The sequence below is a fragment of the Hespellia stercorisuis DSM 15480 genome (genome assembly GCF_900142165.1).
In the GTDB taxonomy this organism is placed as follows: Bacteria; Bacillota; Clostridia; order Lachnospirales; family Lachnospiraceae; genus Hespellia; species Hespellia stercorisuis.
In genome coordinates, this window is the sequence record NZ_FQZY01000020.1 from 1 (window position 1) to 25,177 (window position 25,177).

General features: G+C 48.3%; 17 protein-coding genes. 15 read left to right on the forward strand and 2 right to left on the reverse strand.

The window, feature by feature from the left end:
• The first annotated feature begins 519 nt into the window (after positions 1-519).
• The 11 genes from BUB85_RS07815 to BUB85_RS07865 all read left to right on the forward strand — a co-directional run bounded on the left by BUB85_RS07815 (position 520) and on the right by BUB85_RS07865 (position 17,690).
• Positions 520-3,174 carry an EAL domain-containing protein gene (locus BUB85_RS07815; RefSeq protein ID WP_073108017.1) on the forward strand — a complete coding sequence of 885 codons (2,655 nt, stop codon included), beginning with the start codon at positions 520-522 and terminating at the stop codon, positions 3,172-3,174.
• A gap of 165 nt (positions 3,175-3,339) precedes the next feature.
• Positions 3,340-6,144 carry an ATP-binding protein gene (locus BUB85_RS07820; RefSeq protein WP_073108020.1) on the forward strand — a complete coding sequence of 935 codons (2,805 nt, stop codon included), beginning with the start codon at positions 3,340-3,342 and terminating at the stop codon, positions 6,142-6,144.
• A gap of 20 nt (positions 6,145-6,164) precedes the next feature.
• Positions 6,165-7,472, forward strand: a complete 1,308-nt coding sequence (locus BUB85_RS07825) for an amidohydrolase family protein (RefSeq protein ID WP_200803558.1) — start codon at positions 6,165-6,167, stop codon at positions 7,470-7,472.
• Positions 7,473-7,706: 234 nt separating this feature from the next.
• Positions 7,707-8,765: a substrate-binding domain-containing protein gene (locus BUB85_RS07830; RefSeq protein ID WP_073108023.1), complete on the forward strand. Its 1,059-nt coding sequence runs from the start codon at positions 7,707-7,709 to the stop codon at positions 8,763-8,765.
• Positions 8,766-8,849: 84 nt separating this feature from the next.
• Positions 8,850-9,554: a cyclase family protein gene (locus tag BUB85_RS07835; protein WP_073108026.1), complete on the forward strand. Its 705-nt coding sequence runs from the start codon at positions 8,850-8,852 to the stop codon at positions 9,552-9,554.
• Between the two features lie 31 nt (positions 9,555-9,585).
• The gene (locus BUB85_RS07840) at positions 9,586-12,039 is read left to right on the forward strand and encodes an ATP-binding cassette domain-containing protein (RefSeq protein ID WP_073108029.1); all 2,454 of its coding nucleotides are present in this window, start codon (positions 9,586-9,588) and stop codon (positions 12,037-12,039) included.
• On the forward strand, positions 12,032-12,973 hold the full coding sequence (locus BUB85_RS07845; protein WP_073108032.1) for an ABC transporter permease: 942 nt from the start codon (positions 12,032-12,034) through the stop codon (positions 12,971-12,973). Before BUB85_RS07840 ends, BUB85_RS07845 begins: the two co-directional genes overlap by 8 nt.
• An 87-nt stretch (positions 12,974-13,060) precedes the next feature.
• Positions 13,061-14,089, forward strand: a complete 1,029-nt coding sequence (locus BUB85_RS07850; RefSeq protein WP_073108035.1) for an alcohol dehydrogenase catalytic domain-containing protein — start codon at positions 13,061-13,063, stop codon at positions 14,087-14,089.
• A 40-nt stretch (positions 14,090-14,129) separates the two neighbouring features.
• On the forward strand, positions 14,130-15,194 hold the full coding sequence (gene uxuA / locus BUB85_RS07855; RefSeq protein WP_073108038.1) for a mannonate dehydratase: 1,065 nt from the start codon (positions 14,130-14,132) through the stop codon (positions 15,192-15,194).
• Between the two features lie 69 nt (positions 15,195-15,263).
• Positions 15,264-16,931: a mannitol dehydrogenase family protein gene (locus BUB85_RS07860; RefSeq protein ID WP_073108278.1), complete on the forward strand. Its 1,668-nt coding sequence runs from the start codon at positions 15,264-15,266 to the stop codon at positions 16,929-16,931.
• Positions 16,932-17,006: 75 nt separating this feature from the next.
• Complete coding sequence (locus tag BUB85_RS07865; protein WP_073108042.1) at positions 17,007-17,690, forward strand: GntR family transcriptional regulator; 684 nt, start codon at positions 17,007-17,009, stop codon at positions 17,688-17,690.
• Between the two features lie 59 nt (positions 17,691-17,749).
• Here the strand turns inward: BUB85_RS07865 and BUB85_RS07870 are convergent, their stop codons facing one another.
• Entirely contained in the window at positions 17,750-18,112 is a 363-nt protein-coding gene (locus BUB85_RS07870; RefSeq protein ID WP_073108045.1) for a hypothetical protein, read from the reverse strand.
• Between the two features lie 10 nt (positions 18,113-18,122).
• On the reverse strand, positions 18,123-18,905 hold the full coding sequence (locus tag BUB85_RS07875; protein WP_073108048.1) for an SDR family oxidoreductase: 783 nt from the start codon (positions 18,903-18,905) through the stop codon (positions 18,123-18,125).
• A 554-nt stretch (positions 18,906-19,459) separates the two neighbouring features.
• Here BUB85_RS07875 and BUB85_RS07880 point away from each other — a divergent pair.
• From BUB85_RS07880 to BUB85_RS07895, 4 genes are all read left to right on the forward strand, one after another.
• The gene (locus BUB85_RS07880; RefSeq protein WP_073108051.1) at positions 19,460-20,728 is read left to right on the forward strand and encodes a Y-family DNA polymerase; all 1,269 of its coding nucleotides are present in this window, start codon (positions 19,460-19,462) and stop codon (positions 20,726-20,728) included.
• Positions 20,718-21,077, forward strand: coding sequence for a YolD-like family protein (locus tag BUB85_RS07885; RefSeq protein ID WP_330392257.1), 360 nt, complete (start codon positions 20,718-20,720; stop codon positions 21,075-21,077). Before BUB85_RS07880 ends, BUB85_RS07885 begins: the two co-directional genes overlap by 11 nt.
• Before the next feature lie 262 nt (positions 21,078-21,339).
• A complete protein-coding gene (locus BUB85_RS07890; RefSeq protein WP_073108054.1) occupies positions 21,340-23,172 on the forward strand; it encodes an NAD(P)-binding protein in 1,833 nt (610 codons plus the stop codon).
• The gene (locus BUB85_RS07895) at positions 23,166-24,908 is read left to right on the forward strand and encodes a [FeFe] hydrogenase, group A (protein ID WP_073108057.1); all 1,743 of its coding nucleotides are present in this window, start codon (positions 23,166-23,168) and stop codon (positions 24,906-24,908) included. Before BUB85_RS07890 ends, BUB85_RS07895 begins: the two co-directional genes overlap by 7 nt.
• The last annotated feature ends 269 nt before the right edge of the window (positions 24,909-25,177 follow it).

The following is a 25,177-nucleotide window of genomic DNA, read 5'->3' on the forward strand; positions in this document are numbered from 1 at the left end:
GTGAGGAAGGCGCACAGGAATATCTTACAATCATGAGCTATATTGGGACTGCTCATAAGCATGGAATAAATGCTTTTACAGCAATCAGAGAAGCCCTTTTAGGGAATTCCGATATCATCTTTAACTAATGGAGTTCTGAACAGTTACAAGATTTTATTTATTAGCATAAGTATATTTTACACCTTTTGCCAGGCTTTTCGAAGCCTGGCATTTGTGTTTTTGCATAAAAAAGGAGCTGCGCACTAATTACTTAGTGCGACAGCCCCTGCTTTTTTAATATACGCGAGAGTTTCGCTTGCGAAACTCTTTGTTCGATCAATAGATAGGACGAATGATTTAGCCGTCTTCTCATTTACAGCAGGGAAAATACATCTAAATATACAGACAAAATGGATTGCAAGATGATTTTCAGGCCAAAATATGATAAAATGTATACAACAGTAACGAGCAGTGCCGGTGAGGGCGCTTCAGTCAAAGGAAATCAATTCAAAATCAGAACACAAAAGGAACGAGAGTACAATGGACGAAAAACAGAGGATACTGGTGGTGGATGACGAACCAATCAATCGTCATATACTGAAAAAACTGCTGTCGAATAAATATGAGGTGGTCGAGGCAGAGAACGGAGCCGTGGCAATGGCTCTTTTAGAGGGGAACGAGCACAACTTTGCAGCGGTCCTGCTGGATATTATCATGCCGGTGATGGACGGATACGAATTTCTCGAGAACATCAGGGCGCGGAAGATCAAAGAACTTCCGATCCTTGTCATGACCGGGGAGACAGGAGCGGAGACGGAGCAGAAGGTGCTGGATGCCGGGGCGTGGGATTTTGTAATGAAACCGTACAATGCCAAGGTGCTTTTCAGCAGACTGCGCAATGCGATCGGGCGGAGCGAGGCAGCGGTCTACAAGAAGATGCAGAAGATGGCAGCACACGATTCGCTTACGGGACTTTACAATCGGACGAAAATGTTTGCCGAGAGCAGAAAGATGCTGGATGCAAATCCAACAATCCCGTTTGTGTTTCTGCGCGTGGACATCGACCATTTTGCGCTTTACAATTCTGCCTTCGGGGAAGAGGAAGGAGATCGTCTCCTCTGTTATATTGCAGATATTTTCGAGGAGCTGGCGGAGGACCATGATCTGTTGACATACGGGCGCATATCTGCGGACATCTTCTGCATGTGCGCACGATATGACGGCGGTGAGGAGCGTCTGACGGACACGGTAAACCGGATGCAGGATCAGCTGGCAAAGTATCGGAAAGATTATCTTCTGGAGATATCGGTGGGGGCCTATGCGATCGAAGAGAAGACCACCAGCATGGAAGAGTGTTATCTGCGCGCGTCCATAGGTGCACAGAAGTGCAAGAGCCAGTATGGAAAACACATCGGCTATTACGACGCTGGGACGGTGGCGAAGACGGCCCAGGAGATGCAGATCATCAATGAGATGCGTCAGGCGTTGGAGGAAGAGCGGTTTGTGATCTATCTGCAGCCGAAGATGGATATTACAACAGATCAGGCGTGCGGGGCAGAAGCACTGGTGCGCTGGCAGCACCCGGAGCGGGGGTTGATCCCGCCGGGGGTGTTCATCCCGGTCTTTGAGCGGAACGGGTTCATTGCGACCCTGGATTATTATGTGTGGGAAAAAATCTGCGGAATGCTGCGGGGATGGCTGGATATGGGGAAAGAGCCGATGCCGGTCTCTGTGAACGTTTCCAGAGTCAGTCTCTATAATCCACAGCTTGTGGAGCGGTTGACGGGGCTGGTGGAAAAGTACCGGATCGAATACCGGCTGCTGCAGCTGGAGATTACGGAAAGTGCATATATGACAAATCCGGAACTGATGCTGGAGACGATCCATGCATTACGGTGCGCGGGATTTACGATTCTGATTGATGATTTTGGAAGTGGCTATTCATCTCTGAATACGCTGAAGGATATCGAAGTAGATATTCTGAAGGTAGATATGAAGTTTCTTCCGGTGGACGAGGAAGTGAAGAAGGGCGAGATTATTCTCGCATCAGTGATAAAGATGGCCAATTGGCTGGGAATGTCCGTGGTGGTCGAGGGAGTGGAAACCAGAATGCAGAGAGATTTCCTGATCGGCGTGGGCGCGGACTATGTGCAGGGCTATTATTATTCCAAACCGATTCCGCAGAAGGAATATGAGGAGCGGTACGTCTTCGTGGAACAGGCGGCGGAAAAGGAGGAAGATTGCTGTAAGATGGCGGCGCCGATGCACAATGTTACCATACTGGTGATCGATGATGACGAGACAGACCGCGCGCTGCTGGCAGAACATTTCCGGGATCGGTATCACGTACAGGAGTGCAGCTCGGCAGAGGCAGCACTGGTCTATCTGCAGAATAACAAACAGCATGTCAGACTGATCCTCGTGGACAACATAATGCCGGGGATGAGCGGTCTCGATTTTCTGATTTATTGTCAGGACAATCCAAACCTGAGCCCGATTCCAAAGATTATGATTACGGAAGATGAACGGACGAAAGACCCGGCGAAGGCATTTCGCTACGGGGCTTATGATTACATTACCAAACCGCTGGAGTGGGATGTGGTGGAGGCACGGATCAGCCATGTGATGAATATCAGCAGGCAGTATCGGACGTTTGAAAACTGGGAGGTCGACTACCGCAACATGGCGGAGCGCGACCAGACGACGGGACTGTTGAACAAAGCCGCATTTCAGAAAATGACGATGCATGCGATGGAGAGTTATCCGGATGACATCAAGGCGCTGCTGATTCTGGATGTGGATGATTTTAAGAACGTCAATGACAATTATGGACATCTGGTTGGGGATGATGTGCTTCAAGAGGTGGCGAATATACTGAAGAAAGAATTTCGGCAGTCGGATCTGATCGGGAGATTTGGCGGAGATGAATTTATGGTGCTGATGAACCGGATTCCAAATCAGAAGATTGCGGTGAAGAAGGCAGAAGAACTGATTACGAAGATCAGCAGCGCATGTGCGAAGGACTACCAGATTAACGGGGGGGTCAGTGTTGGGATTGCATTTCTGGAGGAAGAGGGACGGTATGAGGAACTGTTTCAGCACGCAGACCAGGCACTCTATGAGGCGAAACGGACCGGCAAGGGCAGGGTTGAAATTTATGAGAAGAACCGGACACCCCGGATGGAGCCGATTTGAGAATATTGTATAGCAGTGAAGGCGCTTCCCCAAAAAGGGGAGCGTCTTTTGAGGACACCGTTCATTGACACGACGGGAAATGTGCGGTAAATTGGAATTAGATTATGAAGAGGGGATTCCAAAAGGGACTCTATGCATGGATTCCGGACACGGCGGAGGTGAAAAGTGCGAAAAAAAATAAGCGATACGAGGTTCCTGTTTCTGATAGTTCTCAGCCTGCTGTTGGGGACGGCCTGTGTAAAAAATGTAAGTGCGGCGGATAAGCAGATAATCAGGGTAGCTTACTTTGATCTGAGTGATTACTTTCAGGTTCAGCAGGACGGGACAGTGAAAAGCTATGATACAGAGTATCTGGAGAAAATAGAGGAGCACACGGACCTGGACTTTGAGTTCGTGTACTGCGGTACCTGGGATCAGGCACTCGCGAAGCTTGCAGATCATGAGGTGGATCTGGTCGGAACCATGCAGTGGACAAAGGAGAGGGAGGATACCTTTGAGTTCTGCATGGAAAACTATGGCTATACCGTCGGGGAACTGGCAGCACTTCCGAACAGTGGTTACATCTATGAGGACTACGAGAAAATCAGTAGCGCGGTGATTGGATGTGTTTATAATTATGTGCGTATGGATAAAATGAAAGAGACTTTTGCGGCTCATGGAATTAACCCGGAGATCAGAATGTATGAGAATCAGGAACAGCTGGAGGCGGCACTGTATTCCGGGGAGATTGACATTATGGCGGCCAATTCCCATGCGATGCATAAGGACTGGACGCTGGTTGAGAAGTTTCTGTATTCTCCTTTCTATTTCGTTTCATGGAAGGGGAATGAACAGCTGACAGACAAGATTGATGAGGCAATCATCGAGATGAATCTGTATGATACAGACTTTGATGACCAGCTGCTTCAGGACTACTTTCAGGCACTTCTTGGTTCTCCGTTTTCCAAAGAAGAGTATGATCTGATCGCACAGAATGAGGTGTACACGATCTACTTTGACGGCTCGACGAAGCCGCTGGCATGGTACGAGGAAGAGGATGGCGCGATGCACGGAACCCTGGTGGATATCTGCGACCAGCTGCGGGAGAAGACGGGACTGAATCTGGAGATAAAGAAGCGCAGCGACGAAGACAGGGACAGCGAGGAGACGATCGTTACATACCGGACGCTCTATTACGGAGTGGAGGATATTGAACAGCAGGCGGGGGTGACGAACTCCATACTGGATACGACATTTAACCTGTATCATAAGACGGGAGACCCATATAATGAGCGGGGAAAGTATACCATCGCGGTGGTGAAGAACCGGGATGGACTGCGTAAGTATCTGGAGGAGAAGTATCCGGAATGCACGCTGGTCGAGTATGGAACGCCGAAGGAGTGTGTGGAGAGTATTCTCAGTGACAGGACGGACCTGGCATATCTCAATGCGAGTGTTGCGGAAAATATCATAACAGAGGAGGTTCTGACGGGGGTTATGCAGATCCCGACAGACGAAGTAGACTTTGGAATCGGTCTGCAGTTTCAAGGAGAGAACAGCGAGCTCCTCGCGGACATTGTCAACAAAGGAATGAAGCTGGTTGATCAGGACGCGGTGGAAGAGGCATCCCTGCAGTACGCACTCGGCACCGCGCCGCAGATCACGCTGGCGTATATGGTGAGAGAGCACGCGGAGCTTGCCATCGGAATTTTCGTCTTTGTGATCGGTGTGCTGGTCTCTCTGATAGTGCTGCTTTTTTATGCGAAGTTCATGCGCAGAGAGCGGGATCGGATCGAAAAACTCGACCAGGAGCGGACTGACTTTTTCGCAAGGATGAGCCACGATATGCGTACACCGATGAACGGCATTCTCGGTATGATTGCGCTGACGGAACAGACAGAGGACTGCAGTGAGATAAAAAGTAACATGAAAAAGGCGAAAGCTTCCGGTCAGTACATGCTCAGCCTGATCAACGATACATTGGACCTGCAGCGGCTGGAGAGTGGAAAACTTAAGTTTAATCTGCAGATCGTCCGCGCAGAAGACTTTATGGAGAGTGCGCTCAGTATGGTATGCGCGACTGCAGAACAAAAGCGGATTCAGATTCATCTGGAGAATCAGGGCATGGATCTGACGTCATTTGTCCGCATTGATCCCATTCGTGTGAAACAGATCTTTACAAATCTGTTGTCCAATGCGATCAAGTTCACGCCGGAGGGCGGAACGATTGAGGTCATCATGAAGGAGATCAAGCGTGATAACACCCGAGCGTATGAACGGATTCAGATCCGCGACACCGGTGTGGGGATGAGCCGGGAGTTTAAGGAGCATCAGCTTTTCAAGGCGTATTCCCAGGAGAAGAATACGATGTCTGATCAGTATGCCGGCTCCGGACTGGGGCTTGCTATCACGAAAAATCTGGTGGATCTTATGGGTGGCCGGATTGAGGTTGAAAGTGAACTCGGGGAAGGAACGACGTTCAGCGTCTATCTGAACTTCGAGCTGGTGGAGAATGAAGAGGCAATCCAGAGCATCCGTCAACAGAAAGAGCAGGCATCCAGAGTCGAGAACAGTTTGGTGGGAACGCGGATTCTGCTGTGCGAGGACCACCCGTTGAATGCGGAAATCGCCAGGCGTCTGCTTGAGAAGGTGGGATGTGAAGTGGTGTGGACAGAGGATGGAAAAAAGGGCGTTGAGGCGTTTGCGTCGTCCGAGCCGTATTATTTTGATGTGATTCTGATGGATATCCGTATGCCGGTCATGAATGGACTGGAGGCGGCGCGGACAATCCGGGCACTTGACCGTGAGGATGCCGGGAAGGTGCCGATACTGGCCATGACGGCCAACGCCTACGACAGCGATATCCAGCAGTCGAAGGAGGCGGGCATGAATGAACATCTGGCGAAACCGATAGAACCGCAGGTGCTGTATGAAGCGGTGGAGCGGCAGATTGGGAATCGGATTCAAAGCTCCGGTTTGAATGAAAAATAAAAAAGAAAAGAGGTAGACATATGAACATTCGAATTTACAATGCAAGAATCCTCACCATGGAAGAGAACGTTCCGGTTTTTGCAGGAGAGATCCAGGTGACGGGAAACAAGATCGCATATGTGGGTCCAACTGCCGACGAAAAGGATGCGATGGGGGAAAATACGAAAGTCGAGGAAAAAATCTGGGATCGGGAGATCGATGCGAAGGGGAACCTGATCATGCCTGGTTTTAAGAATGCGCACACCCATTCCGCCATGACATTTCTCCGTTCCTACGCGGATGATCTGCCGCTTTTGGACTGGCTGAACAAGCAGGTGTTCCCGATGGAGGCAAAGCTGACTCCGGAGGATATCTACCATCTGTCCAAGCTGGCGATCATGGAGTATCTGACCAGCGGGATGACGGCGAATTTCGACATGTATCTGACACCGGAAACGGTCGCGCAGGCGTCTCTGGACTGTGGATACAGAACGGTACTGTGCGGAGCCTTTAATAATTTCAGTCAGTCGATTGAAGAGCTGGAGGACTGGTATCAGAGGTACAACGAGAAAGACAGCCTGGTGCACTTTGAATTGGGGTTCCATGCGGAGTACACCAATTCCAGAGAAAATCTGGAGAAACTTGCGGAACTGTCCCACAAGTATCACGCCCCGCTCTACACGCACAGCTCGGAGAGCCGGTCGGAGGTGGAGGAATGCATCGGCAGGTACGGCATGACGCCGACAGCACTGCTTGACAAGCTGGGAATATTTGACTATGGCGGCGGCTGCTATCACTGCGTGCATATGACGGATGAAGATCTGGAGATACTGAAGGAGAAAAACATCTATGTAGTGACAAATCCAGGATCCAATGTGAAGCTTGCCAGCGGAATTGCAAGACTGGAAGATATGTTGGAGCGTGGAATCCATGTGGCTATCGGCACGGATGGTCCGGCGAGCAACAACTGTCTGGATATGTTTCGGGAAATGTTCCTCGCCACCGGACTTGCCAAAATAAAAGCGGACGACGCGTCTGCGCTGGATGCCGACAAGGTGCTGCGGATGGCGACAGTTGAGGGTGCACATGCAATGCGGCTTTTCGATGCGGACGTGCTGGCAGCAGGAAAACTGGCAGATTTAGTTATGATCGATCTGCACCAGCCGAACATGCAGCCAATCAACAATCTCACAAAGAATATCGTGTACAGCGGCAGCAAGCAGAATGTGAAGATGACCATGGTCAACGGGAAAGTGCTGTATGAGGATGGCCAGTTCCACATCGGAGTGCGGCCGGAGGACGTGTATGCCAAGGCAAATGAGATCATTGGGAGGATGAAATGTAATTAGGCGCGGCCTTCGGGCCTGGGAATTATAAGAAAAGAACCACAGTTTTGACAGAGGTTATGCGGATGTCGAAACTGTGGTTTTTTGACTATAAAAATCTGGAATTTGAAAAGAAAAATGGAAAATATGCACAAAAATAAAGGGCGATATTTGTAAGATTGATCTAATTGACATACTAGTATGCAAGCTGTATTATTGACTTAACAAATAAACCCAAGCAGTAAAAGGAGGAAACAAATGAAAAAGAAAGTTATTGCAGCATTGATGTGCGCAGCGTTGGTTCTGGGAATGACAGCCTGTGGAAGTTCTTCTGATTCTTCAAGTGGCTCCAGTGCAAAGAAGGAATCTGGTGGAGATGGTTACAAGATTGGATTCACAGATAATTACAATGGCAACAGCTACCACCAGTCGATGGAGAAGTACATGCAGGAAGTGGCAGATGAGCTGAAAAAATCCGGTGACATCAGCGAGCTTACGATTGCAGAGGCGAATCAGGACGCGGCAACACAGATTTCACAGATCGAGGATTTTGTGATGCAGGGATATGATCTGATCGTAGTGGACCCATGTTCTACCAGCTCATTAAACAGTGCAGTACAGGAGGCATGTGATGCAGGGATTCCGGTGCTGGTCATCAATGACGGACCAATCGATTATGAGAATGATCTTGTATATCAGCTTAATTTTGACTTTACGGATCTTGCTTACACATTGACCAAAGAGGTATGTGAGCAGATCGGCGGTAAAGGCAGCATCATTGAACTGCGAGGTACAGCAGGAACAACATGCGATACACAGATGCATGAAGGTGTTGAAAAAGCATTAAAAGAATATCCGGATGTAAAAATAGCATCTGAGATCTATACAGACTGGACAGGATCAAAAGCACAGAGCGAGCTCAACAGCGTTCTTCCTACATTAGACAAGGTCGACGGACTGGTTACGCAGGGTGGAGATGCATACGCAGCAGTTCAGGCATTCACTTCTGCAGGATATTCAGAACTGCCGGTTATCGCAGGTGACAACAGAGGATCCTTCTTAAGCTGGTGGGCAAAAGATGCGCCGGAAGGATACGAGACGATTTCAGGAGCATGCAATCCATGGGATGGCGGTATGGCAATGTACATCGCAGTTGACATCCTGAATGGAGAAGACGTTGCAAATAACATGAACTGCCCGTTTGGTTATGTGAAAGCAGATGACGTTGCCCAGTATGCTGATATGGCAGAGGATGAAGTTGCGAGTACCTCATATGACTGGGATACAATCAAATCTGATATTGAGCCGGGAAAATAAAACGAGCAGAGTAAATTGCTCCTTTGGGTAATGCGAAGAAGCAGCTCTCGGGCTGCTTCTTTTTTGAAAGGAAGAGTATACAGGATGAATGGAATAAAAATAATGGAAGATTTTCTGCAGAATACAAGAGCGATTGATCTGACGTTGACTTTGGAGGAGGGGATGCCGAAGTGGCCGACACAGCCTCCGTTTTCCGCGGTAACGTATGAGGCATTGGAATGGGGATTTGATTCCTACCACCGGGGAATCAGCATGTGTGAGCATACAGGAACCCACATCGACGCAGCCTGCCATTTTGTGCCCGGAACGGACAGCATTGAGAAGCTGCCACTGACTCAGATCATGGGGCGCGGCGTGAAGATCGATGCAGTCGGAACGGAACCGAGGGCTTCTCTGGAGCTTGACAAAGTGTTGGAGTTTGAAAAGGAGCACGGAGAAATCAAGCAGGGAGATATCGTATTCTTTCATTTTGGATGGGATTACAAGTATGCACTGAAGCCAGACGGACAGGCGTTTTTAAAGGACTGGCCGGGAATTGCACCGGAGGTCGGCGAGTATCTACTGGGCAAAAAGGTGAAGGCGGTGGGCTGCGATGCGCTTGCGCTGGATGCGGATGGTACCGATTATCCCAATCACGCGATCCTGCTCGGAAACGAGATTAACATCATCGAAAATGCAGCGAATCTGGGAGAACTTCCGCCATTTTTCAGCTGTGTGGGTCTTCCGTTAAAAATCAAAGACGGATCGGGATCTCCGTTGCGTCTCGTCGCATTCATAGATAAACAATAAGCAACATATTAGAGAAAGGAAGTGACAGGAGTTGGAACATAAGGAAAATCAAAAGCCTTATCTGCAATTAAAATCCATCGACAAATTCTTCGGAATCACGAAGGCACTGCAGGGTGTCAATCTGGATATCTATGGCGGAGAAGTCATCGGTCTGATCGGACCCAACGGTGCAGGCAAGTCAACATTAATGAAAATCCTGACGGGTGTACTGCAGCCGACAAATGGCGTGCTGGCAATTGAGGGGAAGGACGCGGAGCATTACAATGCACGTACTGCGAAGGAGATCGGAATTGCCTGTGCTTATCAGGATCTGTCTCTGTGTACAAATCTCAGTGTATATGAGAACTTTGCACTGCTCAACGTAAGCCACGGTCTGGTGGAAAAGCCGGGCTGGAGAAAAGCGGCAAAGAAGCATGCGACAGAATTGTTGGAGCAGTATTTTCCGGGGAGTGGAATCGATGTCAGCAGGACGGTCGACAAGCTGAGTCTGGCGGACCAGCAGATCGTGGAGATCTGCAAGACACTGATGACCGATAACCTGAAGATCCTGATTCTGGACGAGCCTACCAGTGCCTTGTCATCGGACAAAGCGCATCAGCTTCATGAGGTCGTTGCAAAGTTGAGTAAAAAGGGTGTGGCAGTCATCTATATCTCCCATAAGCTGGATGAGATCGGAATCGTCGCAGACCGGATCGCGGTGCTGAGAAACGGGCAGAATCACGGAGAGATAAGTGCCTCCGCGGTGGATCAGGACGGCCTGGTAGAAATGATGGGCGGCGGCAAGAAAAAACAGGCCGCAAGACAGGAGAGCGGCAAAGCGTCAGAGGAGATCATGGTCGAGATCAAGAACCTGACCTCCAAGGAGTTGAATCATGTTGATCTGGTGGTAAAAAAAGGCGAGATTCTTGGTATCTCAGGTCTGGCCGGCTCCGGTCAGCAGGAACTGCTGCAGGCAATCTACAGTGCCCGGAAACATATCGGTGTCATGGGACGGAATGGCGTGCAGGTCAACAGCACAATCTCGTATGTGTCAGGTGACCGTACAAAAGAGGGTGTGTTCCCGCTGTGGGATATCAGAAACAATATTCTGGCAGCGAACTTTGACCGTGTCAGGGGCAAAGTGCTGCTGGACAAAAAGAAATGTGACGAGTCGGCCAACTACTGGTATGACAAACTGAAATTTCGTGCCGAGGGAATCGGCAGCAACATCATGTCACTGTCCGGTGGTAATCAGCAGAAAGCACTGATTGCAAGAGGGATCGCATCAGAGGCGGATATCATCATCCTGAATGACCCGACAGCCGGAGTAGATATCGGAACAAAGCAGGATATCTATGCACTGCTGGAGGAAGTAAAGCAGATGGGCAAATCCGTCATCCTGTATTCTACGGAGGATGCAGAGATCGAGATCTGTGACCGTGCGTATATCATGCATGAGGGCGCAATTACAGCGGAGCTCACCGGGGCGGACATTACTGTGTCCAACATTGTGACAGCATCCTTTAAGAAAGTAGAGAAGAAAAAGGCGGAGGACAAAAAGAAGAGCGTAATCAGCCAGATGGTTTCTTCGCGTCTCATGCTTCCGATTCTTACCCTGCTCGTGATCTTTATCGCAAATGCAGTCAATAACCCAAACATGCTCTCCTACGTAGGACTTCGTATGAAAATCAGTTCCACCCTGCCGCTGATCTTTGCAGCACTGGGCCAGATGTTCATCATCCTGTCCGGTGACTGTGATATGGGTAACGGATATTCCATCGGACTGGTCAATGTCCTGGTCGGTACCCTGCTGACTGGAAATCCGCTCGTCGGACTTGGCGGACTTGTGATTTTTATTGCAGCATACATGGGCATGGCGGCGCTGATCCACCTGCGCAACATTCCAGCGATCGTTGTGACATTGGGCGCACAGTTCGTATGGTACGGCATTGCGCTGATCCTATGTCCGACGCCGGGGGGCAGTTGTCCGCAGTGGCTGTCTGACTTCCTGAGAATCCGGACACCAGTCATCCCATTTCCGATTATCCTCGCAGCTGTGGCGGGAACTGCATGCTGGTATTTGCTGGCGAGGAGCCGTTATGGAATGGTCATGAGAGGAATCGGAAACAATCCGACCTCTGTGGAGCGTTCCGGATGGAGTTACCTTCGGGCCAAAGCAGCCAACTATGGTATGGCGGGTCTTATGATCGTATTTGCCGGTATGGCATATACATCAACCTGTAATGGCGCGGATGCAAACAGCTCGGTAAACTTCTGTATGATGTCTATCGCAACCGTGATCTTAGGCGGATGTGAGATGGCAGGCGGAGTTGGGGAGCCGATCGGAGTCGTTGTGGCGGCAATCGCCATGAACCTGATCAACTCCCTGCTGACTGCAATGAAGGTAGATTCCAATTATCAGACGGCCATCATTGGTCTGATCCTGATTGCGGTATTGGCTTTCAAATTCCTGATTCATAGAAAGGGGGCTGCAAAGAATGAATAAGATAAAGGAAATCACGCAGAAAAATGCGTTTATCTGGCCGATTCTTGGCTGCATCGTGCTCTATATTGCAATCACGATCGTTACAGGCAGTTTCAGTCTGGCAGTCATTTCATCCTGTGCGAAGCTCTGCGTATTCGCAATGCTTCTGGCACTGGGACAGATGATCGTGGTAACCAGCGGTGACGGAGCAATCGATCTGTCCCAGAAATATATCCTCACACTGACCGCTTACGTTTCCTGTACAGTGATGGAGAAAAACATCGTGCTCGGCCTGATCGCAGCAATCGCAGTCGGCGTCGTGTGCGGACTGATCAGTTCCGTGATCAATGTGTACCTGAGAGTACCGGCTATGATCACGACTCTGGCAACCGGATACCTGTTTTACACGGTCATTCTGCTGGTATCCTCCAGGGGATCCAGTATTCCGGCAGGGGGATTTGTCAAGTTCGTCAATGCCAGCGTGCTGGGAATCAATATGATGACGCTGCTCTGCATTCTTGTGGCAGTGCTCCTCTGGTTCGTGCTTTACAGAACCAAGTATGGCCATCAGCTTCATGCCGTTGGACAGAAGAGAGAGGCGGCGAGACTTGCCGGCATCAATGTGAATAAGACGGTCATCATGGCATTTTTGATCAACGGTGCGCTCTGCGGGTTGGCTGGTGCACTCTGTGGAGCGTACTGCGGCGGTGCAAACCAGGATCTTGGAACAACATATTTTCTTCCGTCAGTAGCGGCAGCCTTTGTGGGCGGAACGAACGCGGCAGGTGGAAAGTCAAGCGTAGTAGGCGTCAGCATCGGAGCACTGATGATGACATTTATGTCCACATTCCTGAATGCTGCAAAACTGGATATCGGCGTACAGCGTCTGATTCAGGGAGCATTTCTTGTATTCCTGCTGGTGGTAGCCGTATCGGACGCAGGAAAAAAGAAGTAGAGATTTACGATAGAACAGATGCATGAAGGGGCGAACTGCGTTCGCTGGCATCTATGCAGATATTGAGGTTATAGAAAGAAGGATATTATGAAAGCAGTAAGAATTGTAAAACCAGATGATTTACAGATTGTAGATATGGAAAAACCAGTTATCACAGACGAGTTGAATGTACTGGTAAAGGTGACAGCATCCGGTATCTGCGGGAGTGATGTGGGAATCTATCACGGCACGAATGCGGCGGCAACCTATCCGAGAGTGATCGGACATGAGATTGTCGGTGTGGTGGAAGAGATCGGCGAAGGCGTTACAAGAGTGAAACCTGGCGACAGAGTCATCATTGATCAGGTGACAGCCTGTGGACATTGCTATGCCTGCAGAAAGGAACGCCCGAATGTGTGTGGAACCCTGAAGGTAAAAGGGGTACATATCGATGGTGGTTACCGTGAGTATATCGCAGTGAATGCCTCCGACTGCTATCTGCTCCCGGACAGTCTGTCTGATCAGGATGCGGTCATGATCGAGCCGACCACAATTGCAGTACAGTGCTGCAGCCGTGCCCGGCTCGAGAGTGAGGACACGGTACTGCTCATCGGCGCAGGTGCACTGGGAAACAGCATTCTGAAGATTGTCAAGCTGTATGCACCGAAGAAGATCATTGTGGCAGATATTGATGACAGTAAATTAGAAGAAGCACTGAAGGCAGGAGCGACCGACGTGGTAAACAGCCGGAAGGAAGACCTTCCGGCCAGATGCCATGAGCTGACAGACGGCTATGGCGTGACGGTATCTATTGACGCAGCATGTGTGAAGGGAAGTCTGCTGAGTGCACTGAATGCGACAGGTAATGCAGGAAGAGTCATCACCATGGGCTTTAGTGTGGCATCGGACGAGATCAATCAGTTTGTGATCACATCCAAAGAATTGGATGTACGCGGCAGCCGTCTGCAGAATGGAAAGTTTCAGACAGTCATTGATCTGGTAAATGAAGGGAAAATTGATTTGAACGGAAGTGTTTCCCATACCTATCATTTTCTGGATGCGCAGAAAGCATTTGATTTTGTCGACAGCAGGGATCCTTCTATCCGGAAGATCGTCCTGACATTTGAAGAACGATAGATGCAAATAGGCAATTACATTATTGGAAGGAGAAAAACATATGGACATGACATTGCGTTGGTTCGGAGATGGATATGACACGGTCTCACTTGAGAACATCCGTCAGATTCCGGGCGTGACAGGAGTGGTATCGACTTTGTACGATGCACAGCCGGGAGATCTCTGGGAGAAGGAAAAAGTAGCAGCACTCAAGGCACGGGTGGAATCTACCGGACTGAAATTACTGGGAATTGAGAGTGTGAACATTCATGATTCCATCAAGGTGGGAACACCGGAGAGAGACCAGTATATCGAAAACTATATCAAAACGATTGAACTGCTTGGCGAGGCGGGAGTAAAGTGTATCTGTTACAACTTCATGCCGGTCTTCGACTGGACACGTTCGGACCTTGCAAAGCTTCGAAGTGACGGAGCAACGGTTCTGGCATATGATCAGAAGGAGATCGATCTGATCGACCCGGCAAATATCTTCGAGTCCATGCAGAAAAAGGCGGGAGACACGCTTCTTCCCGGCTGGGAGCCGGAGCGTATGGCACATCTGCAGGAACTGTTTGAGATGTATGCCGATGTGGACGAGGAGAAATTGTTTGAGAACCTGAAATATTTTCTGGAGGCAATCCGTCCTGCATGCGAGAAATATGAGGTGAACATGGCGATTCATCCGGATGATCCGCCGTGGAAGGTATTTGGTCTGCCGCGCATCATGACATCCAGGGAGAATCTGCTTCGCCTGACGAAGATCGTGGATGCACCGTTTAATGGAATCACATTGTGCACAGGATCACTGGGATCCAATCCGGATAACGACATTCCAGATATCATCCGCAGCCTGGAGGGACGGATTCATTTTGCACATGTCCGCAATGTGCAGCACAATGCGCCGGGAGATTTTCAGGAGGCAGCACACCTGTCATCTGACGGAAGTCTGGATATGTATGAGATTATGAAAGCATTGTCAGATATTCATTTTGAAGGACTGATGAGACCGGATCATGGGCGCATGATCTGGGGCGAGAAGGCGATGCCGGGATATGGGCTTTATGACCGTGCACTGGGAGCAGCGTATCTGAACGGACTCTGGGAAGCAATTAAGAAAAATAAGTAGTTGGCAGTAAAGCTGCATAAGGGCGGTTTGGTGAATGTTGTTTTGTTTTTGAAAGGAGTGGATAAAATGATTAAGATGAATCAGGCATCCTTACAGGATGAAAAAGGATGGGAAAAGGTAAGTGTTAAGCTGCCTCAGTATGACGTGGAAAAGGTTGTAAAGGCAACCCATGACAATCCGATATGGCTTCATTTCGGGGCAGGCAACATTTTCCGTGGATTTGTGGGGGGACTGCAGCAGAATCTGCTGAATCAGGGACTGTGCGATCGGGGAATCATTGCAGCGGAAACATTTGACTATGATATCGTACGCAAAATCTATGAACCCTATGACAACCTGACCATGAATATTACCCTGAAGGCGGATGGAACCATGTCACGTGAAATCCTTGGAAGTATTACGGAGGCAGTGTGTGCAGATTCCGGGAATGCGGCTTCTATGGAAAGACTGAATGAAATCATACGGAATCCCGAATTGCAGATGATTTCATTTACCATCACAGAAAAAGGGTATGCATTGAAGGCGCCGGACGGAGCGTACATGCCGGTTGTGCTGGCTGATTTTGCGGCTGGTCCGGGAAAAGGGAAACATGCCATGAGCGTTGTCGCAGGTCTCCTGTATGAGCGTTATAAAGCAGGGGAACTGCCGCTTGCAGTCGTGTCTATGGACAATTGCAGCCATAATGGAGAGAAATTGCAAAATAGTATCTTGACAATCGCCCGAGAATGGGTTCAAAATGGAAATGTAGAGAGGAAATTTCTTACATATTTGGAAGATAAATCCAGAGTTTCGTTTCCATGGAGCATGATCGATAAGATTACTCCGAGGCCGGCGGAGGTTGTGGAGAAGGCTCTGGAGGCGGACGAGATCCGTGATATGCAGCCGATCATAACCAGCCGCAACACTTATATTGCGCCTTTTGTAAATGCGGAGGAGGCACAGTATCTCGTAATCGAAGACCAATTTCCAAATGGCAGACCGGCTTTGGAAAAAGCAGGTGTCTATATGACGGATCGCGACACAGTCAATTGTACGGAGACAATGAAGGTAACGACCTGCCTGAATCCACTGCACACCGCAATGAGTGTTTACGGATGTATGCTTGGTTATACATTGATCTCAGCGGAGATGGAGGACGAGGATATCGTGAACCTGGTGAAGACTCTGGGGTATAAAGAAGGACTTCCGGTGGTGGTCGACCCGAAGATCCTGAGCCCGAAAGAATTTATTGACGAAGTGGTGGAAAAGAGGCTGACGAATCCGTTCATGCCGGATGCTCCGCAGAGAATCGTGACGGATACCAGTCAGAAGGTGGGCATTCGTTTCGGGGAGACTATCAAGAAATATGTGGAGCGCGGGGAAGATGTCAAGAAACTGAATGCACTGCCGCTTGCACTTGCGGGATGGCTCCGTTATCTGCTTGCGGTGGACGACGAAGGAAATGAAATCGAGATATCTCCAGATCCACTGAAGGAGACATTGCAGAAAGCACTTGCCGGGATTGTCGCAGGACAGCCGGAGAGCTGTCAGGGACAGCTGACAGACATTTTATCCAATGCAGAAATATTTGGTGTGAACCTTGTGGAAATTGGACTGGCATCCAAAATTGAACAGATATTTAGGGAAGAACTGGCTGGAAACGGAGCAGTTCGTGCGACTCTTAGAAAATACTTGAACATCCGCTTTACGAACGAACAGAAGGAGATCAATGTGAAACAAAGTTTCCCTTCATATTAAGATATCTCCGCCGAACTGACAGCCGCTCGCAGCAATTATGCTGGAGCATAATTGAATATACGAGGAGTAGAGAAGATGCATATTTCAGAACGTTTTGCCAGGGAGACAGGAAAAGAGTTTGCCCTGCGTGTTATAACAGACAATATAGTTCATCTGGATTTAAAGCCGGGTACGATGGTCAGCGCGAATGAACTGGCAGTGGAGATGGGACTATCCAGAACACCGGTCAGAGAGGCGCTGAATGAGTTGAGTAAAACCGGGATTGTGGAGGTGTTTCCACAGAGCGGCTGCAGAATTGCGTTAGTCGATATTGCCATGATAGAGGAGTCCAGATTCCTCCGTAATACCTTGGAATGCGCGGTGGTGAGAGAGGCGTGTACAACTATAAAAGGAGAAGAACTTTTGCAGTTGAAGGAAAATCTGAAGCTGCAGGAGTTTTATCTGGATAATCATATGACGGATAAGCTTTTGGAAACCGATGATGAATTTCACAAGATGTTATTTAAAATCACAGAGAAGCTTGAGATTTATGATTTGATGAAAACATTCTTGATCCATTACGACAGACTTCGCAATATCACAGTTATCGCAGTAAAGGATTTGAAGGTCGTGTCGGATCATGTGGAACTTGTGGATGCAATCGAACACAATAATCCGGATCTTGCGGCCCAGATTATGGATAAGCATCTGTCACGCTATAAGTTCGATGTGGAGCAGATTGAACAGGAGTGTGCGGAATACTTCAAACCATTGGATTAGTCATAAGATACCCCCGCCGATTTCGGCGGGGGTATCTTTAAGGAATAAACACGATGACATTAATCAATCGGATTGACATATTTTGCAAACTCGCCTGCGGTAGGCCGCACGACAAGCCGTTTGATCTTTCCTTTGTTGTCGATGTTTTCGATGCGCATCTGTGCATGCAGATTTTCGCCGTTGTATACTGCGAGATAATTGGCACTGGTCTCACTCTCGTACTCCACGTTGGTAATAACCATCTCGTGGAAAAACAATTTATTCTGGAAAAACATTTCGATGCTCTTTCTTCCATATATATGATAATCGTTCCGGCCAATCGTGTTGGGCATGAAGTCACTGTAGTTGCTGCGCACGGAAAAAAGTGCCGCAAGCCCCTTATAATCTCCATCCTTAATAGTTTTAATTACTTCTCTGATCATAGTGCCCCTCCTAATATACTTTCTCTGAATTTAACAGTGCATCGGTTCCGCCGTCCACGAACAGAATGATACCGTTTACTCCGCTTGCCATATCCGAGGCCAGGAAGACAATTCCCTTGGAGATGTCCTCGGGATCCATCAGCTTTTTCTGGTGGTACAGTGTCGGAATCGGCAGTGCAAGACAGGCCTCCCATGCATGGGGTGTCAGGTCGGCAGTCATCGGTGTGGCGACATTGCCCGGGGCAATGGCGTTGATCCGAACGCCTTCTGCGGCATACCCGGGGGAGGAGCGGCGCATCCATCTTGACAGAGCATACTTGGAGGAAACGTACATGGCATGTGAATAAGCAGCCGGATCCTTTCCCTCCAGGAGACTCAGGATCCTCTTTTCATCCGAGGTGTTGTTGAGCAAATCCACGATATCCATGCGGGCGGCTCCCTGTGAAATTGTGTTGGAGGCTGTAACCACAACACATCCATGCTTTTTGCGCAGCAGATCATAGACGCCTTCCACCAGCTCTACTGTGCCAAAGTAATTGACGGATATGATCAGCTTCGGCTTCCCGCACATGGCGGACACTCCTGCCACGCAGATCATGGCGTCCAAGCCTTCCGAGGCCATGGCCCGGAGTTCCTCAATTGCTTTTTTCCGGCCTTCTGGTGTCGCCAGATTGGCATTGATATCCGCATCCTTGATATCGATGTTGATGACGGTGTGCCCCGCGGCACGAATCATCTCCGCAGCTTTCCCGCCGATCCCGCCGGATGCTCCTGTGATTGCATAAAGTCCCATTTTTAACCCTCCTGATTTTGATTTTAGATTTGGTAAAGAAATAATTTGAACATAAAAAAGTGCCTGTCTGTTTCAGACAGGCACTCCAGCTTGAAGCAAAAGCTCCTTGCACACATTCACCCTGTTGCAATTTGTATTAACTGTTTTGTATCGTATCACAATAGTTTTGAAAAAACAATAGAAATCTGATAATTCATAGAAAGTTATATTATTGACAATCAATATCGACAAATAGAAAGAATTACAATGAGGTCAGGAGATATGGCAAATATGCGTACAGGAGTAATTTCCAGTCATATAGAATTTACGCTTGCAATAAAATAAAAACTGGAATCTAAAAGGTTGGAATTTAAAAACACATTTAATCTTATACTAGTATTGCGGTACAAAATAATATCTGCTATAATACAAAGAAGAACATACGTTCTATCACAAAAGAGAACGCACATACGGATATCATAAGAGGTGTATGTGAGCCAAGTGCTTTCATTTGGCGAACGGCGGATTGCAGCAATTATGCTGGAGCATAATTGAATATGCGGGAAGGAATAAACATGGAGAAGAACAAAATCTATGTATGCATTGACTTAAAATCATTTTATGCCTCTGTGGAATGCCAGCAGCGCAGCTTGGATCCCTTTACTACGAACCTGGTGGTGGCGGATCCGGAGCGGACGGAAAAGACAATCTGCCTGGCGGTATCACCCGCCATGAAGGCACTCGGAGTGCCGGGGCGGTGTCGGGTATTTGAGATCCCAAAGAATATAGAATACGTGATGGCGCCTCCAAGGATGCAGCTCTACATTGACTATGCGGCGAACATTTACAGCATTTATCTGCGCTATATCGACAAAGCAGACATTCATGTTTACTCTATCGATGAGGTTTTTATGGACGTCACCGATTATCTGCAGATGTACCGGATGACGGCGAGGGAGCTGGGGATTATGATCATGGATGACATCAGCAGAACCACAGGGATTACAGCAACCTGCGGAATCGGGACGAACTTGTATCTGGCCAAGATCGCACTGGACATCACTGCGAAGCATGTGGCGGATCACATTGGGGAACTGGACGAACAGTCTTACCGGGATACGCTATGGGAGCATTGTCCGCTGACGGACTTCTGGCGCATTGGGCGCGGAATTGCGAGACGGCTGGAGAGTGTCGGAATCACCACGATGAAAGGAATCGCGCAGGCGGACGAGGAGAGTCTGTACCGCCTGTTTGGAATTGATGCGGAGCTTTTGATTGATCATGCGTGGGGCAGGGAGACAACGACAATGGCTGATATCAAGGCATACCGGCCGAAGTCCAACTCTATTTCAAGCGGGCAGGTGCTGGGTTGTGATTATAGTTTTGAGGATGGCAGGCTGATTGTGAAGGAGATGGCGGATATGCTTTGTCTGGAGCTGGTGGACAAGGGAATGGTGACGGATTCTATCACGCTGCACATCGGATACGGCAACCGCCAGGAGCGGAGACCGGCTCACGGGACGGCGGCGATGACAGTAACAACAAGCTCTGCGAAGGTGATTATGGAATATACGGAAGGGTTGTACACTCGGATCGTGGATCCCCATGGATGGATTCACAGAGTGAACCTGACATTTAACAATGTAGTGGACGAGGCGTATCAGCAGTATGATCTGTTTACAGACCGCGCGGAGCTGGAACGCGAGCACCGGATTCAGAAGGCGATGCTTGATATCAAGGAAAAGTATGGAAAGAATGCCATTTTAAAAGGCATGAATCTGGAAAAGGGAGCGACAACCATGGAGCGAAACAGGCAGATCGGAGGACACCGAAGTGGCGATTAGAGCAAAGATGAGCAGAGAAGAACGCGCCAAGCAGTTTATGCCGTTTGCAGCACTGAAAGGATACCCCGAGGCACTTCGGCAGAAAGAACGCATTGTGGTGCCGAAGATGGAACTGTCCGAGGATTATCAGGAAACGCTGGACCGTAAGCTGCATCAGGTGGAAAAGCCGGATATCGTGACGGTAATCTATTTTCAGAAAAATGAGTATGTGGAACAGACAGGGATGGTGACAAGGATCGACAGGACGGCCAGGATTCTGAAGGTGGTGAATACCAGGATTCTGTTTGATGATATTTACGACATCGTGATGAAAGAGAAGGCCTCAGTGGGGAAAAAGTTAGAAAAATAAAAAATGAAATTATAGAAAATTATAATATTTTTCGAAACAAAATATAGAGAAAAAATAAAATAAAGCAAAAGAGAAGTCAAAATAAACAATAAAATGATGAAAAGTGGAATAAAAATAGTGTAATATAGACAATGAACGTTAAAAATACAACGTTAAAAATTAGTCATATTATATAGATAAATATTATATCTTGCATAAAATTTGTTTATATACTACAATTAGAATCAACTGTAAAACAAAAATAAATGTGAGAGGTGAACAAATGAGTAGACTAGAAATTGTAACGCCCAACAAGGCACAGCTCGTGGTAGAAGGGCTCTATAAAGATTTAGAGCACCGTATCGAGGCGAGCCCGCCGGGGTTGTGTCCTGTTGACATGTCCAGAGCGTTTTTGGAACTCTGTCATGCACAGACATGTGGCAAATGTGTTCCATGTCGCGTAGGACTTGGACAACTGAACAACCTGATTACGGATGTATTGGACGGAAAAGCAACAATGGAGACACTTGATCTTATGGAGGAACTGGCAGTCTCAATTATGGATTCTGCAGATTGTGCCATTGGATACGAAGCGGCCCACATGGTGTACAAAGGATTGATCGGATTTCGTGATGACTATGAGGAACATATCAGAGAAGGACGCTGTACCTGTAAGTACAAACATCCGGTTCCGTGTGTGGCAGTCTGTCCAGCCCAGGTGGATATACCTGGCTACGTGGCACTCGTGGGAGAGGGTCGATATGCAGACGCAATCAAGCTGATCCGCAAGGACAATCCATTCCCGACAACATGTGGATTTATCTGCGAGCATCCATGTGAGGCGAGATGCCGCCGCAACATGATTGATGAGGCAATTAATATTCGTGGATTGAAACGTACGGCAGCAGATTTTGCAGGCAATGTGGAACAGCCACAGTGCGCGCCGGATACTGGCAAGAAGATTGCTATCGTTGGTGGAGGTCCGGGAGGACTCAGTACAGCGTACTATCTGCGCCTGATGGGACATGCGGTAACCGTGTTCGAGATGCTGCCGGAATTAGGTGGAATGCTTCGTTATGGTATTCCGAATTATCGTCTTCCGAAGGATCGTCTTGATGATGACATCAACGCGATTCTCTCTACCGGAGTCGAGGTGAAGCATGGTCTCCGTGTCGGCAAGGATATGACGATTCAGAGCCTGAGAGCTGAGTATGACGCAGTTCTTGTAACAATTGGAGCAAGCACAGACAAGAAACTTGGAATTGAAGGCGAGGACGCAGAAGGTGTTCTCTCAGCAGTACAGTTCCTGAGAAATGTCGGAAAGAATATTATTGAAGATTTATCCGGACAGGAAGTAGCAGTAATCGGTGGAGGCAATGTTTCCATGGATGCAGTGCGTACGGCAGTCCGTATGGGTGCAAAGAAAGTCAGTCTGTTATACCGCAGAAGAATTGCAGATATGACAGCACTTCCAGACGAAATTGAGGGCGCAATCGCTGAGGGCATCGAGGTTCGTACCCTGAAAGCACCGTCCAGAATTGAGAAGGATGAGCAGGGCCGTCTGAAGGGAATTTATGTGACACCGCAGATGATCAGCAAGGTGAAGAACGGACGTGCAAGCGTGATTCCTTCCGGTGAGGAAGATATCTTCGTGCCATGCACCACTTTGATCGTGGCGATCGGACAGAACATAGAGTCTGACCATTTTGAGGAGGCAGGACTTCCTGTAGCCCGTGGACAGATCATCACTGAGAAATTCGGTGGATTTGACAACATACCTGGTGTATTTGCAGGAGGAGACTGTGCAACCGGTCCTTCTTCCGTAATCAGAGCAATCGGTGCGGCAAAAGTAATCGCTGCGAATATTGACGAGTACCTTGGATTCCGTCATATGATTTCCTGTGATGTGGATATCCCTGAACCAAGTCTGGATGACCGTGTTCCGTGCGGAAGAGTCAACATGGGAGAGCGCGAGGCGTGCGAACGTGTCAAAGACTTTGATGGCGTGGAGATGGGAATGACAGAAAAAGAGGCCAGGCAGGAAGCATCCAGATGCTTACGCTGTGACCATTTCGGCTTCGGAATTTTTAAAGGAGGTCGTGAAAAATTATGGTAAATCTTACAATAGACAATAAAGTAATCTCCGTTCCGGAAGGAACGACCATCATGGAAGCAGCGAAGACAATCGGGATTCCGATCCCGAAGCTATGCTATCTGAAGGATATCAATGAAATCGGAGCATGTCGTGTCTGTGTTGTTGAAATCGAAGGAAAAGACAAATTAGTAACATCATGTAACAACTGTGTGGAAGAGGGCATGGTTGTCAGAACAAACAGCCCGAAGGTACGTATGAGCCGTAAGAGAACAGTACAGCTGATTCTTTCCCAGCATAACTGTGAATGTGCAGTCTGTGCGAGAAGCCGTAACTGTACACTTCAGACTGTGGCAAATGATCTGAATATGATCGATCTTCCATTTGAGAAAGAAATCGAGCGGATTCCGTGGAACAAAAAGTTCCCATTGATTCGTGACTCGGCAAAATGTATCAAGTGCATGCGCTGTATACAGATCTGTGACAAAGTACAGGGATTACATATCTGGGATGTGGAGAGTACCGGTTCCAGAACGACTGTGCATGTATCAAAACAAAGAAAAATCGAGGATGCAGACTGTGCACTTTGCGGCCAGTGTATCACACACTGTCCGGTTGGAGCACTCAGAGAGAGAGATGATACCGATAAAGTTTGGGCGGCAATCGATAATCCGAAGAAGATTACGGTAGCCCAGGTAGCACCGGCGGTTCGTGCCGCATGGGGCGAGGCACTCGGACTCTCCAGAGAAGAAGCAACAATTGGAAAGATCATGGATTCCCTGAAGCGCATGGGTGTGGATTACGTATTTGATACCACATTTTCAGCCGATCTGACAATTATGGAAGAGGGCAATGAGTTCCTGACCAGATTATCAGAAGGCCAGCTGAAGGACAGACCGATGTTTACATCATGCTGTCCGGGATGGATTCGTTTCATCAAATCTCAGTATCCACATCTGGTGCCACAGCTGTCGTCAGCAAAATCACCGCAGCAGATGTTTGGCGCCGTGATGAAAACTTATTTCGCAAAATCCATCAATGTAAATCCAGAGGATATCTACACCATCTCTGTAATGCCTTGTGTTGCGAAAAAAGGCGAGTGCAACATGGAACTGTTCTATGAAGAGTATGCAGGTCATGATGTAGATACCGTGCTGTCGACAAGAGAGCTGACCAGAATGATTCGCTCTGCCCATATCGATCCGACGACATTGGAGGATATCCAGTGTGATGAACTCATGAAAGAGGGCTCTGGTGCGGGTGTAATCTTCGGAGCAACCGGTGGTGTTATGGAAGCTGCACTTCGTTCCGCGTACTACCTTGTAACAGGAACCAATCCGGATGCAGATGCATTCTCAGTTGTGAGAGCAAAGAAATTCGGTGAGGAACATGTGGAAGCAGAAGTTACGATCAAGGATGCAACCGTTCGCGCGGCAGTAGTAAGTGGACTTGCCAACACAAGAAAGCTGATCGATGCAATCGAGCGCGGAGATGTACATTATGATTTCGTTGAAGTTATGGCATGTCCGGGAGGCTGCGTAGGTGGCGGCGGCCAGCCGATTCACGATGGGGAAGAGCTTGCGTTTGAGCGTGGAAAGAATTTGTATTTCCTCGACAAGAATGCAGACATCCGATTCTCACATGAGAACCCGGATATCCTGAAGCTGTATGCAGATTACTTCGAAAAACCGTTATCTCACAAATCACATACGCTGTTACATACGGATCACAATGCATGGGATATGCCGAAACAGAACTAATGATAAGATCAACTGATATTTGCAGTTGCCGAAAAAAATAATAAAAAGGTAACCGTATAAAAGATGTCCCCTGCTTCGCTTAGAAGCGGGGGACATCTTTACTCAGCAGAATATGCTATAGTATTGAGCTTGTGTAAGAAAGCGAATAGAACGAAAGGCTGATGCGCCCGGAAGAAAAGTTTTGTGATGACTTGATATATAGAACGTGTTAAAATAACAAGCATGAGTGATGTGCAGCGTCACAAAACAGTAGGATAATTATGGAGGTA

What these genes read in the sequence shown, in the direction of transcription:
- BUB85_RS07815 (WP_073108017.1), top strand. Translation starts at nt 520, where the DNA reads ATGGACGAAAAACAGAGGATACTGGTGGTGGATGACGAACCAATCAAT.
- BUB85_RS07825 (WP_200803558.1), top strand. Translation starts at nt 6,165, where the DNA reads ATGAACATTCGAATTTACAATGCAAGAATCCTCACCATGGAAGAGAAC.
- BUB85_RS07830 (WP_073108023.1), top strand. Translation starts at nt 7,707, where the DNA reads ATGAAAAAGAAAGTTATTGCAGCATTGATGTGCGCAGCGTTGGTTCTG.
- BUB85_RS07835 (WP_073108026.1), top strand. Translation starts at nt 8,850, where the DNA reads ATGAATGGAATAAAAATAATGGAAGATTTTCTGCAGAATACAAGAGCG.
- BUB85_RS07845 (WP_073108032.1), top strand. Translation starts at nt 12,032, where the DNA reads ATGAATAAGATAAAGGAAATCACGCAGAAAAATGCGTTTATCTGGCCG.
- BUB85_RS07850 (WP_073108035.1), top strand. Translation starts at nt 13,061, where the DNA reads ATGAAAGCAGTAAGAATTGTAAAACCAGATGATTTACAGATTGTAGAT.
- uxuA (WP_073108038.1), top strand. Translation starts at nt 14,130, where the DNA reads ATGGACATGACATTGCGTTGGTTCGGAGATGGATATGACACGGTCTCA.
- BUB85_RS07865 (WP_073108042.1), top strand. Translation starts at nt 17,007, where the DNA reads ATGCATATTTCAGAACGTTTTGCCAGGGAGACAGGAAAAGAGTTTGCC.
- BUB85_RS07870 (WP_073108045.1), bottom strand. Translation starts at nt 18,112, where the DNA reads ATGATCAGAGAAGTAATTAAAACTATTAAGGATGGAGATTATAAGGGG.
- BUB85_RS07875 (WP_073108048.1), bottom strand. Translation starts at nt 18,905, where the DNA reads ATGGGACTTTATGCAATCACAGGAGCATCCGGCGGGATCGGCGGGAAA.
- BUB85_RS07880 (WP_073108051.1), top strand. Translation starts at nt 19,460, where the DNA reads ATGGAGAAGAACAAAATCTATGTATGCATTGACTTAAAATCATTTTAT.
- BUB85_RS07890 (WP_073108054.1), top strand. Translation starts at nt 21,340, where the DNA reads ATGAGTAGACTAGAAATTGTAACGCCCAACAAGGCACAGCTCGTGGTA.
- BUB85_RS07895 (WP_073108057.1), top strand. Translation starts at nt 23,166, where the DNA reads ATGGTAAATCTTACAATAGACAATAAAGTAATCTCCGTTCCGGAAGGA.